The sequence below is a fragment of the Aliinostoc sp. HNIBRCY26 genome, assembly GCF_050235535.1.
GTDB lineage: Bacteria > Cyanobacteriota > Cyanobacteriia > Cyanobacteriales > Nostocaceae > Trichormus.
On record NZ_CP189852.1, the window covers coordinates 1,195,268 to 1,208,779 of the forward strand.

The window sequence follows — 13,512 nt, forward strand, 5'->3', positions numbered from 1 at the left end:
CTCAGCACTCATTACTCAGCACTCATTACTCCAAAATCAATAATACTTCTGCCGTTGGCGAAAATTGGCTACCGATTCTACTATTCCCAGTGCCATGAAATTCGTCAACATTGCCGATCGCCCGTAACTCATCCAAGGTAATGGTATCCCCGCTACAGGTGCTAAACCTACAGTCATACCAACATTAACAATCAATTGAAACACAATCATCGACAAAACACCGATCGCCAATAACGAACCAAAATTATCTTTGGCTGTTTGAGCAACGTGTAGCAACCGCCAGCAAATCAAACAGAAAATAAATAAAACAACTAAACACCCAATAAAACCAAATTCTTCCCCCACAGCCGAAAATATAAAGTCTGTATGTTGTTCAGGAACGAAATTCAGTTGTGTCATCGGCCCTTTGAATAAACCCCAACCCCACATTTCACCTGCACCAATAGCAATGCGTGATTGATGTTGGTGATAACCCGCTCCTAATATATCCTGGTCAGGACGTAGAAAGGTTGTCAATCGGGCTTTTTGATAATCCCTCAAAATATGATTCCAGGCGAAAATTCCTAGTTCACCGCCTATCATATTGATTGCTCCAGCACCAATTCCAGCCATACCAAATCGTCGCCAAGGAAGAGTGAACCAAGCCAAAATTCCCATAGCTATCGACCAAAGAATTCCTAAAGGCCCCAGTGCGATTTCATGGAAGACTACTAATGGTTCTGATAACGGCCAAGATGTACCAAATAAGATGGCTGCAATCACGGGAGATACTAACAAAATTAACCAACCTGGATTAGCATTTGCCCAATACAACATCCCTAATACTATTGATCCAAACACTAGAGATGTTGCCAAATCAGGTTGTACAAATACCAATAACCAAGGTAGGGCTGTAAACGCCAAAGCTCGGCAAAAATTAGGTAGAGTAGCTGCCGTATTTTTGTGTAATAGAGCCGCTAACGTGATGATTACTCCAACTTTGGCGAATTCTGAGGGTTGGACGTTAAAACCCGCAATGTTAATCCATCGCTGTGCGCCTTTAGCACTAGTTCCAGCAATCATCACCGCAATGAGACTGAAGTTAGTAATTGCGTATGTTACCCAATGCCATTGCAGTAAATTCTCGTAACGAAAGCGACAAATAAATAACGCAATTAAAGTACCTATACCAGCAACCAACCAATGCCACCACCAATCTGTTACAGGTTGCTTCAGTTCAGTGCTAAGAATCATAAGTCCGCCAAAGAAGCTGACTCCCACAGGCAGAATAAATAAGAGCCAATCTATGTGCTGCCAAGGTTTAACCCAATACTGCCAACGAATTTTAGGAAGCGAACGTTTCAATAACATTTTGATTGTTGATTAGGGATTGGGGATTGGGGATTGGGGATTAGGGACTGGGGATTGGGGATTGGGGATTGGGGATTAGGGACTGGGGACGAGAGAGACAAGATAGACAAGGTAGACAAGGTAGATTTTATCCTAATACCCAATAACCCATGCTCCATGCCCTATGCCCCATGCCCCATGCCCTATGCCCCATGATTATTAATAACTCTGAATTCCCAAGCTTTCACCCAGGAATTAGACAAAAATTAAGATTTACTATGTGAGAGCTGCGACAGAAACTTTACCGGCGATATTTAAGGCGATCGCTTTTAAAGCTTTGGCTGAGGCTGAATTGGGATCAGCGACAACTATCGGTACACCATTATCACCACCAATTCTAGTGGAAATCTCTAGGGGAACACAGCCTAATAAGGGAACTCCTAATTCGGCTGCGGTTTTAGAACCACCACCAGAACCGAATATATCGTATTGTTTATCTGGCATATCGGGAGGAATGAAATAGCTCATGTTTTCTATCATTCCCAATACCGGCACGTTCATTTGCTGGAACATCCGCAAACCCTTACGAGAATCTAACAGTGCTACAGTTTGTGGTGTTGTGACAATTACAGCCCCAGACATTGGTACAGACTGAGTTAAGGTTAACTGAGCATCACCAGTTCCCGGTGGCATATCCACAATTAAATAGTCTAGTTCGCCCCATTGCACTTGATAGAGGAACTGGCGAATTACACCATTGAGCATAGGCCCGCGCCAAATCACGGGCTGATCTCGGTCAATGAGAAAGCCCATTGAAACTAATTTGACACCATGATTAAATGCAGGTTCTAAAACTTCACCTTTTTCTGTAGAACGCACCACAATTTGAGCGTCCGCGAGTCCTAACATGGTGGGATCATTTGGCCCGTAAATATCCGCATCTAATAATCCGACTTTTGCCCCTGTTTGAGCTAATGCGACAGCGACATTCACCGCCACCGTACTTTTACCGACACCACCCTTACCACTAGAAACAGCAATAATATTTTTCACACCCGGAACACCATTGCGGTCAGGTAAGCTTTTTTGTTGTGGTGTTTCTGCTGTGACCTCGACACTGACATCCGTTACCCCAGGTAGCTTTTTCACAGCTTTTTCACAGTCTTCCACGATAAATTCCCTTAAGGGACAAGCGGGAGTTGTTAAAACCAAAGTAAAGCTGACTTTACCACCTTCAATTTTGACGTTGCGAATCATGTTGAGTTCTACCAGACTCTTACGTAGTTCAGGGTCTTGTACTGGCCGCAACACTTCTAAAACAGATTGGGAATCGAGGACATCGTACATAACAATTCAAAATGCAAAATTAAAAATTCAAAATGTAAAGCAATAATTGCTTGCTGTATTCTCTGCGATCGGCGTAACAAAATTTAAAAAACTTTTATTATCACCTAATAGAATCTTAACTTTCTTTAGGTATTTCAAAGATGAGAAGCCCGGAATTGGCAATGTAACACCCTGCCAACTAAGACTGGGATGCAAGTTTCTCCTTGACCCAAGCACGAAAAGCACGAGTAGTAGAAACTTCCCCATTTTGTTTAGCTGCTGAAATAAATTGGGGAATCTCCCTCACTGGGACAGGTGCAAAAGTCATACTCATTGGCACTTCTGAATATTGTCCGTCTGTAAGTTGATAAATTCTTAATGTAGTGCCGTTATAACGCCAAAACTCAGGAACTCCCATCGCTGCATACAGTTTCAATTTGTCTATTGCAGAGTGAGAATATTCCACCTCTAGCACCAAATCAGGCGGTGGATCAGTTGCTAGGTCAATATTTTCTTTATTTCTCACTAAAGCTTCATTTTGGATATAGTAGCTACTATCTGGCTCTGCTCCCCGTTCTAAATCATCCCGCATTAAAGTCAAAGAACCAGAACGTTTAATTTCTAAACCAAATTCTTCACACAGGACACCAACAAATACCTCTATGAGACGGTTAGAGTTTTCGTGTGGCATGAGTGGGGACATAATTTCTACTATTCCATTGTCGTAAGCCAGTCGGGAACTGCGCTCTGTACCCATCTCTAGGAGCATAGTTTTAAAAGTTTGCCAGCTGATGTTGTGAAGTAAACTTCTAGTTTCTGCTGGGTGTGTTATCGCCACCATAGTTGATTTCTCCCCAGGATATTGGCTGATACCAAGAGTTTGCCATATTTTGCAATAGTTGGTTTGGTGAACGACAGCCATTGAGCTATTGCCGTCAGCAGGTGTAGGGTGCGTCAGTGCAATAGAAGCTAACTATAGTCAGAAATTATTTATACTGACGCACCCTACCCAACCAAATATCCTGAGCAAAAAAGACACCACAAAGCTGAACAGCTTGTGGCTTATCTAAATTTATTCCATTTAAATTTGAAAACCAATTTCTCAATTATCGCTTGGGTGTACCTAAACCCCGACGTTCCAGAACTTGGCGTACCTGTGGACTGGGTGTGTAGTTATAGCCGTAAGCTGAGTTTTCCGAATCGTCCATAATTTGCGGTGTGAGAAGTACAATCACTTCTCGACGTTCGTTGGTTCTGTTTGTACTTCTAAATAGTGAACCAATCAGAGGAATGTCTCCCAAGATAGGGATTTTAGACACACTTGTCCGGTCTTGGTCTTGAATAATACCTGAGAGAATTAGCGTTTGACCATCTCGCAAACGAATCAAACCAGAATTCAAAGAACGTTCCGATACCAGGAAAATTGTTTGGCTATTACCAGAAACATTGAGTACAGCTGAAGATTGGGGTGCTTTGACAACTGGAGCAACTGATAAAGACAGAAAACCATTGTCATCAATTCGATCTAGTTTCACAGCTAGAGTTAAACCTACATCAGTTTTCTCGGCTGTTACTGTTTGGGTGGAAGTTCCATCACCACGAGTTGTTTCACTCTTAATGTTTCCTACCACTTCTTGAGTAAGTTTGACATTAGCCGTTTGACCTTCTTGTACGATCAAAGTCGGGTCAGTCAAAATCTTGGCATTACCATTTGTCACTTGAGCCTGCAAACTAGCAAGAAGACGCTTGGGAAACTGGTATATGGTGGGTAAGCTATAGGTGTAGGTACTAGGAGTAGAACCAGTAATCTGGCTAGCATATCTAGTAGGTTCACCAGTTACAGGATCAAATTCCACCGGTACAGCAGTAACTGTGCCTGCTGTTCCTTCTGTGTAGCTGCTTAGTCCCGGCTGTGTAGGATTACTGCTTACACCTGCACTTGGTATTCCTGTGTTGGGATTGTTAGGATCTAAGAAAATATTGGCACTACTGAGAGGGTTACTGGTTGTCGGTGTACTAGTAACACTATTGGCAACTTCTGTACCAGTAGCCGGCCGAGAGCCGCCAAAATTAAAGGTTGCTGCCCCACCATCCACAGAGAAGTAGTTATTCCCAATACCAAAGGAAAAACTCGCGCTGTAGTCCTGGTTTCCTGTGAGGTTAACATCGATAATTTTGACATTAACAACCGCCTGACGACGGCGAATATCGAGTTGGGTTAATTGAGTCATCGCCATCTCAACTAACTTCGGAGGCCCAATTAATGTCAACGCATTGGTACGCTCATCCCCTAAAGCCTGTAAACCCCGTAGTAGTGGAGTCGAATCTGTATAGTTAATTCGTTGAGTTTCTACTCTAGTTTCTGTAGTAGTCTGGGTTTGGGTTACGGGTGCAACGCCAGTTCCTACAGGTACGGCACTAACATTAGTAACTTGACGTTCCCGGCTCACAGCTGTTTCTGCGCCTAAACCCACCAGAAAATTTAAAGCCACTCCCACACTGACTTGATTAAGTCGCAAGCTCCGCATAACTACGTCGCGTGTGGAGTTAGGCAGTTTTGGCCCTACAAAAATTGTCCTGTTGCTGCGGTTAGCTTCTAAACCACTTAGACGTAAGACATAGTTAAATACATCCTGCACAGGTTCATTTTCTATGTCTAGAGAGATGGTTTGCTGAATTGCTTGGCCATCTTTACTACCTTCCCCGCCGATATAAGCCAAGTTGAGATTAGCTGCGCGCGCCAGCAGTGATAAAACTTCACGCACTGGTGCATCCCGCAAAACTAAACGCGGCACACGTTCCTGTGAGCCTAAATCTATAGTGCTAGGAGAAGCATCTGTAACGGCAACAGCAATGTCTCCCACTGGAGGGGGAACGGCTCTGGGTAATAATGGTGGTGCTTGGCTAACAGGTTGACCCACGCCTGCTGGTTGTGCCGGTCTACCATCAATGGTGATTTCTGGGTTGGGGACAAGTACATTGGGAACTGCACCTGGTTGAGCCGCAGTAGCTCCGGGGGTTGCGGTAGCTGGAGGTGGCGTTGGGGTAATTGGCACTGATGCTGTAGTCCCAGTTGATGGGCCGTAGCTGAGGGTAATACTGTCAGATTTTCTGACTACAGGTTGACCACTAGGTGCATCATTATCACCAGTGACTATTACCCGAATACTATTAGCATCAAGTTGGACAACTTCAACAGAGGCAATTCCAGGAGCTGGTTTTTCTTGGCGAAAATTATTGCCCTGTTTTAAACGCAACTGGGTGTTGATGATATCGGAAACTAAGGTATTACCTCGTTTCGTCGTAAAAACTTGGGGACGAGAGCCAGCAGAGGTTTTTAAAGTCACGCTTACTCCGCCATTAACGGGAGCTAATTTGACCTCATTAACTTGTGTAATTTGTGCTGATACTGGTTGTGCCGCCAGAAATAATAAAGCAGCAGTACCCAAAATAAAATTATTACCGTGAAGCTGTTTCACAGTTCATTCCTCACCTATATAAAATCATTAGTTGTTGAGTCGTTGGGGTTTTGTTCGCAGGGGGCAGGGGGCAGGGGAATGATTAGTGTTTTATGAGCCAGGGGGATGGATTTTTGATGATGGTGACTAAAATGCCTAGAACTCGGTTGTAAGTTCCGTAAGGTTCTCTGGCTGTTTCCACATTGAGATAATCGCATTTAACTGCGAATTTAAGCCAAGTTTGGGTCTCTGCGGCTTCTGATTCGCAATCGTTCAACTTAGCAATAAAAGCAGCCTCATAACTTCGCTTTCTCCATGCTTCTGCAAGATTTGCACAAACAGAACGAGACGAACGACGAATTTGATCAGTCAATGAATACTTTTCCTCAGCAGGAAACTGCTTTGACAGATCAAAAATTTTCATGGCGACATCAAAGGCCATCTTGTATGCTTCCAAATCTTCATGACTTTTAATCGGTTCTTTTCCCATTCCCCCTGCTCCCTGCCGTCTTGAAATGATCTCTTTGTTTCGCATTACTCCCCCTGCTCCCTGCCCCCTGCCCCCTGCAATTACTTCTTAGGTGCAGCTTTAGCTGCCTCCGCAGTAAGTTCTTCTGGACTTAGGGGCATTAATGCTTGTAATTGGAAAGATGTCGTAATTGGTGCAGGCCCTATCCTCCGCACAGGTTTACCGAATTTATCTGTGGCTTGGATGTTGGCTAATGCTGATTGATAGTCTTTAACTATTAGTAATGGCTGTAGACGTTCAATATTCCGAATAATTGATTGTGTTTGTTCGTATGTGCCAATAATTTCGACGTTAACGCTACTACGTTTGAGTTTGCCGTTAACTGAAACTCCTAATGAACCGTCATTAACAATTTCGGGTTTTTCTGTGGCTGGGACAAACTTTTGGAGTTTGGCTTTGACGGTATTTAAGGAATTTGCAGAGCTACCAGATTCTACTAAACGATTGAGATCCAATAGTAGGGTGTCTAGGGTTTTTTCGTCAGAGAATAAAGCTAAAACCTGTTGCTTTTGTTTTTTTGCTTGGTCTAACTCTTCTTTGACTTTGCCAATTTGTTTGACAGTAGCTTGCTTTTGCTGAATTTGCCCTTGAAGGTCGTTGCTTTGTGCTTGCTTTTGCTGATAAGCTTCCCAAGCTGGCATAAGTATATTCAGCAGCATATAGATAGCTCCTGCTAAACCTACAACTGCCACTAAAATACCGATGATTTTGGGGGTAAATGCAATACCAAAAACCACAGGATAGGATGGTGCGCCTGATTCTAAATCTGCGGCGTTTTCGGCAAAATTTAAATCTTCACTCAGCGTCATCGTGTAATGACTCCTGTTTTTTGCATACTACGAATACGAGAGACTAGTCCCACCGTGCCTTTCTGCTCTAGTTCCCGAATCAATTCTGAAGCAGGAACATCACTAAGACGAGATTGAATCGTATATCTAACTACTTGGGGTGGTTTGATGACCACACCATTTCTAGTAGTAGTAGCTGTGACTGGTGCATCTACTAAAGTGGCGGTGGTAATTCTGCTTTCGGAAGATTTTAAGAACCGCGACTGTTGCAGACTTAATAAAAAGTCGTTGACATTATCGAAAGATCGGGCTATTCCGGTGATTTCTATGCCTCCGGCGGGGTTTGGTGGTGGTTGTCCTTCTACTGGGGCTAGAGGTGGAATTTGCTTGATATTTTCAATTTGGACTGTTGGAGGAATGCGATCGCGCACATCTTCTAACATGGCTGACCAAGGACGAATTTGGTCAAATACGGTGACTAAGCTTTGGGTTTCTGCTTTGACGGCAGCTGCTTGTGTTTTAATTTGGTTAATATTGGCAATTTCTGTGTCTAATTTTTTGCTTTGTTCTTCCAGTTGAGCAATTGACTGCTCTATTTCACTGGTTTTACCTTGCACGAGCCATAACCCAATTCCCACCAACACTGGTAAACCTACGCCCACAGTTACCCCCAGATATACCGGGGTAAGATTCCCTGATGGTAGTTTTACTCCCGGACTTTTATCAGCTTTGGGTTGGTAGGCTGGTCGGTCTTTGAGAAAGTTAATATCTAAACTGTACATTCAATTACACCTCCCGCATTCCTAAACCCAGGACAATTCCTAAACCCGAACGCTGTTGAGCAGGATATTTTTGTTCATCGACTTGTAAGGACAAAGAGCCAATTGGATCTACTTGGGTAGTAGGTATGCTGAGTCTTTGGGTAAAGAATTCATCTATGTGTTGGAGTCCGCCCCCAGGCCCTGCTAAGAAAATTTGTGCTACCTCTATGTTTTCACTTTGATTGAGGTAGAAATCTATGGAACGGCGTAGCTCATCTGTAAGTTCTCCTAAGATTCGCAATACACCAGCCATTCCCGGATTAGTTTCTGTAACTCCGGTTTTATCAGCATCTACAGGCGTGACAGGAATCGCCATTTCATACAAAAGTTCCATATCCCGTGATGTTGGTAGACTCATGGCTCTAGCTAAAGCCATTTGCATTTGGTAGGTACCTATGGGTACAGTCCGAGAAAATTGGGGGATACCGTTGACGATAATGGCTATTTCTGTGCTGTCAAATTCGATATCAACTAAGACAGCTGCTTCTTGGGGGCTGAGTTCTCGTAAATGGCGATCGCGGATTGTCCGAATGAGTGCAAAACTGTTAATCTCTAAAACATTAATTTGCAATCCTGCTTGCTCAAAGGTACTAATATATGTATCTGTCACCTCCTTGCGGGTAGCAACTAGCAGCACTTGTACTTTTTCGATGCCATCTTCATCTACAAAGTACCCAAGTTTTTGATAATCTACATCAGCTTCCTCACGAGGATAGGGTAAATACAAGGCTGCTTCATGGTTTAACACCATATCTCGGAGTTCTTTATCGTCTAACTCTGCCGGTACAGGAATAATCCGTACAACCGAATCACGTCCTGGTACGCCGGTGGATACACGAGAAGTCTTGATTTTACTTTCAGCTAAAGCTTGCTGAATAAGTTGCGCCATAGCTGGGGGATCAGTAATTTGACCATCAGTGACAATCCCTTCTGGAACTGGTACTGATGTTAAAGATTCGAGTTTCAAGCCTTGACGCTGCTTGCGTAGTTGCACTACATTGACTCGTTCTGGTGCGATTTCCACACCTACCCCTCTATGAGATTTGCCAAACAGACTACTGAAACTTTTCACCACAGTAATGCCCGCCAAACTGCAAAATTAAAAATTTAAATGTTACTTAAGTAGTCATTTCGTCATCAGTCATTAGTCACTAGTAAATTAGGCTATTGACTGTTGAATTTGGACTTTTGACACCTAATCTTTTTAGCCTATAATCTCGACAATTCTGCATAAGCTTTTTAACTTCATCAAGCGTGAAAATACTGGTAAAATGATGCAATTACGAAAATTCCCAAAGCTAGTCGCTTTCATCATGTTAGGTTTACTGACTAGTTGGATTGTCAGTTGCAGTGATGGCAAAGTTAATACCAATAATCAACCAGCTGCTTCTGGAACAGCCAAGATTGAGTTTTGGACAATGCAACTCCAACCGAAATTTACAAACTACTTCCAAAGCTTAATTGCCAACTTTGAGTCACAAAACCCCGGTATAAAGGTAAACTGGGTTGATGTGCCTTGGACAGCAATGGAGAACAAAATTTTAACAGCTGTCTCCGCAAAAACGCCACCTGATGTTGTTAACCTCAACCCTGATTTTGCCTCTCAATTAGCGGGTCGAAATGCTTGGTTAGATTTAGACACGAAAGTACCAACAGCAGACCGTTCTGTCTATCTACCGAATATTTGGAAAGCTGGTACACTCAACGGCAAAAGCTTCGGTCTTCCTTGGTATCTCACCACAAAGCTGACTATTTATAACACTGATCTCTTAAAGCAGGCAGGTATTAATCAACCACCCAACACTTACGCACAATTAGCACAACAAGCACAACAAATTAAAGACAAAACGGGTAAATACGCCTTTTTTGCGACTTTTGTTCCCCAGGATTCCGCAGAAGTGCTGCAATCATTGGTGCAGATGGGAGTGACTTTAGTGGATGCAGAAGGTAAAGCCGCTTTTAATACACCTCAAGGTAAAGCAGCGTTTCAGTATTGGGTAGACCTGTATAGAAAAGGGTTATTACCGAAAGAAGCACTAACTCAAGGACATCGCCACGCAATTGATTTATACCAATCTGGTGAAACAGCATTCTTAGCTTCGGGGCCAGAGTCTCTCCAAAATATCGCCACTAATGCGCCGAAAATCGCTCAAGCTTCTGCGATCGCACCCCAATTGACTGGTGATACAGGTAAGAAAAATGTAGCAGTGATGAATATTGTCATTCCCCGTGAGACAAAACAACCCGATGCGGCGGTAAAATTCGCTTTATTTGTCACCAATAATGAGAATCAGCTAGCTTTTGCTAAAGCCGCAAATGTTCTTCCATCCACAACTCAAGCTTTAGCTGATAGTTACTTTAAAGATGTTCCTGCTAATGCTTCTACAGTCGAAAAAGCTAGAGTTGTCAGCGCGCAACAACTACAACAAGCAGAAGTTTTAACTCCTCCATTAAAAGATATTAAAAAGCTGCAAAAGGCAATTTATGAAAACCTACAAGCGGCAATGTTAGGAGAAAAAAATGTAGATCAAGCAGTTGTAGATGCAGCTAAGGAATGGGATAACCGCTAGAAGTAATACCAATTCACAATGGACTAACGTCCCGCTACGCTAACGCAATTCGCAATGGACTAACGTCCCCCTTTGCTAACGCAATTAAGAAAGTCGGTTTCAAGCCAATACGCTTCAGTTAAACCTAACATTTGGGGTTTGTGAAGTAAGGAAAAGTTCGTAGTAAGGACTTCAGTCCTCATCTAAGGACTAAAGTCCTTACTACAAACTGTTTTCTTAACTGAAATGTATTGGGTTTCAAGCTTTGCATCTGTTGCTTAATTTTGGAGAATTGGCATAAAACCGTGAAAACCAAGATACTGGACTTCTTCGAGAAGTCTGGTATCTAGACACCGCAGGTTCTCACAAATCAGATATAACGGCTATGTAAATAAAGTAAACTTCACCTTGTACCTTATTTTCTAGATTGTCGAATAGGAATTTGAATGATAAATTTCGCACCTATTCCTGGTGTAGAGCAACATTCCAATTTACCACCATGCAATTCAATAATAATTCTGTAGCTAATTGATAAGCCTAAGCCTGTACCTTTACCGACATCTTTAGTTGTGAAAAATGGGTCAAATAATTTAGCTTTCACTTGCTCATCAATTCCGCCTCCATTATCAGCAATAATAATTTCTGCCCAGTTATCATCAATGACTTGTGTAAAAACCTCAATTTGAGGATATTGCTCACATTTTCCCTCACTTTTTATATTTTTAATTACATTCTCTTCTAACGCATCAATAGCATTAGCAATAATATTCATAAATACTTGATTAAGCTGTCCTGGGTAACATTCGATTAATGGTAATTTTTCATAATGACGGATAATTTTAACGCCATGTAAATTATGAGGCGATGGCTTAAGACGGTTGTTTAAAATTACTAAAGTGCTATCAATACCTTCATGTATATCAACAGTTTTAAAATCAGCTTGATCTAGACGGGAAAATGTTCTGAGAGATTTAACTATCTCACAGATACGCTCTGCACCTACCGTCATCGATTGGAATAATTTAGCTGAATCTGTTTTGATAAATTCTAATTCAATTGCTTGGATCTTGTGTTTAATTACGGCTAAAGGTTCAGTATAACATTGCTGATAAAGTTCGACTAAATCTAGTAAATCTTGAATATAATTATTAGCATAATTCAAGTTTCCATAAATAAAACTGACAGGATTATTAATTTCATGAGCAATACCTGCAACTAAAACTCCGAGAGCTGACATTTTTTCAGATTCTACTAGTTTCAGTTGTAGAGCTTTAAGATTAACTAAAGTAGTTTCTAGTTCTTGAGTTCGGCTTTCTAGAGTGAGTTGTGAAGTTTCTAACTCCCGAATGACATTTTTAAGCATCGCTTCTCTGACTTCACTAGCATTTTCTAGCTGTTCACGATCAGCTTCCGAACGTTGTAGTTTTTTTTGCAAAATCCGAACTGTTTTTTCGAGTTCTTTAATTTTGCTTTCGTTGTCTATAGATTCCATAAACCTTCATTTTGTACCTAGCAGTAGGGTGACAAAGGTTTCTTGATGATAGTAAGTTGAACCCTGTGATTCCAAGGGAGCAAATTCACCATAGGTATAGAACCCACAAATAGGTATGTCTTTTGCAAGTTCGGTTTTGATCATTTGATATTCTTCTTTAGCTTTTGTCCCTAAAAGCCAACGACGACAACAGCAGGAAAAGAGTAAAATGGCATCAGGTTCTGTACCAGGATAACGTGCAAGCGCAGTCTGAAGTGAACTTTTCACAGAACAAAGAATTTCTTCCCGATTAAAATCTGTCATTTGCACAATGGCTTGTTCTGGAACATCCCCTAAGAAGTTGATGCTACCAGTTTGTGGATCAAAAGTATTGGGAACGCGCATATAATAGCGATCGCTATCTCCCTCATACACTGCTAGGGGATTTTCTGCGGTTGGTGTGCGATCGCCTAAATATCGCTGATAAAATTCTAGTGCTGATACTCCATCAATTTCGTACAAAACTGTTCCTTGAGATTTGGTGATAACACTCTTGCGTCCCATCGGTTCCCAACCACAAGCAGTTCCATAGGAAAATAGAATATCTCCAGCAAAAATTAGAATAGGTAGGGAGTCAGTCAATACTTCGTTTTGAAAAAATTGATAGGTAGTCTGAAATCTAAATTGATCGCCAGCCGCACCACCTACTATGGGTATATCAGAACCTAAAGCTGACTTTAAACCCTCTAGAATTAATCCCCCGTTAGTAGTAGAACCATCTGCTAGATAGCTAGCAGGTAGTGGTATACATAACTGAGCAGGTTTATCGCATTTTTCTTTGGCTTTTTGAACTGCTTCCTGAGCTGCATTTAAAGGATTGGCTTTCGCTTCATATCCCAAACCCGCATGAATTTCTACAGTGTCGGAACAAAACAGTATCAGTGTTAAAGAATCTTGTTGAAACCCTAAAATGGATGACATTTCGCCATCCGTAGTACAACCAATCAAGTCTATTTCAGGAAATACTGCGGAGATTTTTTGCAAGATTAAAGCATGATCAAAATCAATAGCTGCGAACAACATAGCAGCCTGCGGTGGAATATCTGTTAAATCACTTAAATCATGAACGCATTTTGCCAAAACTTCTTCAATAGCGGCTTGACTATCAGGATCATCACTATGTCCAACAACAACTTTCAGCATATTTACCTCTTAATTAATTTCAATAATTAAAGCTAATT

At 41.9% G+C, this 13,512-nt stretch carries 11 protein-coding genes; 1 reads left to right on the forward strand and 10 read right to left on the reverse strand.

Going from position 1 to position 13,512, the window contains the following annotated elements; genetic code table 11:
- Nucleotides 1-36: 36 nt before the first annotated feature.
- The 8 genes from rodA to pilM all read right to left on the reverse strand — a co-directional run bounded on the left by rodA (nt 37) and on the right by pilM (nt 9,326).
- A complete protein-coding gene (rodA, locus tag ACQFX9_RS05045) occupies nt 37-1,350 on the reverse strand; it encodes a rod shape-determining protein RodA (RefSeq protein WP_427160985.1) in 1,314 nt (437 codons plus the stop codon).
- Nucleotides 1,351-1,605: 255 nt separating this feature from the next.
- Nucleotides 1,606-2,676, reverse strand: coding sequence for an Mrp/NBP35 family ATP-binding protein (locus ACQFX9_RS05050; protein WP_427160987.1), 1,071 nt, complete (start codon nt 2,674-2,676; stop codon nt 1,606-1,608).
- Between the two features lie 178 nt (nt 2,677-2,854).
- Nucleotides 2,855-3,496 (reverse strand): Uma2 family endonuclease, encoded by a 642-nt coding sequence (locus ACQFX9_RS05055; protein WP_427160988.1) that lies wholly within the window; start codon nt 3,494-3,496, stop codon nt 2,855-2,857.
- Between the two features lie 265 nt (nt 3,497-3,761).
- On the reverse strand, nt 3,762-6,134 hold the full coding sequence (locus tag ACQFX9_RS05060; RefSeq protein ID WP_427160989.1) for an AMIN domain-containing protein: 2,373 nt from the start codon (nt 6,132-6,134) through the stop codon (nt 3,762-3,764).
- 82 nt (nt 6,135-6,216) lie between these two features.
- A complete protein-coding gene (locus ACQFX9_RS05065; protein WP_427162797.1) occupies nt 6,217-6,603 on the reverse strand; it encodes a four helix bundle protein in 387 nt (128 codons plus the stop codon).
- Nucleotides 6,604-6,683: 80 nt separating this feature from the next.
- Nucleotides 6,684-7,451 (reverse strand): pilus assembly protein PilO, encoded by a 768-nt coding sequence (locus ACQFX9_RS05070; protein ID WP_427160990.1) that lies wholly within the window; start codon nt 7,449-7,451, stop codon nt 6,684-6,686.
- Nucleotides 7,448-8,212, reverse strand: a complete 765-nt coding sequence (locus ACQFX9_RS05075; protein ID WP_427160991.1) for a PilN domain-containing protein — start codon at nt 8,210-8,212, stop codon at nt 7,448-7,450. The genes ACQFX9_RS05070 and ACQFX9_RS05075 overlap by 4 nt, the downstream gene beginning before the upstream one ends.
- A gap of 4 nt (nt 8,213-8,216) precedes the next feature.
- On the reverse strand, nt 8,217-9,326 hold the full coding sequence (pilM, locus tag ACQFX9_RS05080; RefSeq protein WP_236140735.1) for a type IV pilus assembly protein PilM: 1,110 nt from the start codon (nt 9,324-9,326) through the stop codon (nt 8,217-8,219).
- Between the two features lie 196 nt (nt 9,327-9,522).
- Here pilM and ACQFX9_RS05085 point away from each other — a divergent pair, with 196 nt between their 5' ends.
- Nucleotides 9,523-10,821 carry an ABC transporter substrate-binding protein gene (locus tag ACQFX9_RS05085; protein WP_427160992.1) on the forward strand — a complete coding sequence of 433 codons (1,299 nt, stop codon included), beginning with the start codon at nt 9,523-9,525 and terminating at the stop codon, nt 10,819-10,821.
- Between the two features lie 394 nt (nt 10,822-11,215).
- Here ACQFX9_RS05085 and ACQFX9_RS05090 read toward each other — a convergent pair whose 3' ends face one another.
- Both ACQFX9_RS05090 and ACQFX9_RS05095 read right to left on the reverse strand, forming a co-directional pair.
- The gene (locus tag ACQFX9_RS05090; RefSeq protein ID WP_427160993.1) at nt 11,216-12,292 is read right to left on the reverse strand and encodes a sensor histidine kinase; all 1,077 of its coding nucleotides are present in this window, start codon (nt 12,290-12,292) and stop codon (nt 11,216-11,218) included.
- 6 nt (nt 12,293-12,298) lie between these two features.
- Nucleotides 12,299-13,474 carry an FIST signal transduction protein gene (locus tag ACQFX9_RS05095; RefSeq protein ID WP_427160994.1) on the reverse strand — a complete coding sequence of 392 codons (1,176 nt, stop codon included), beginning with the start codon at nt 13,472-13,474 and terminating at the stop codon, nt 12,299-12,301.
- Between the last annotated feature and the right edge of the window lie 38 nt (nt 13,475-13,512).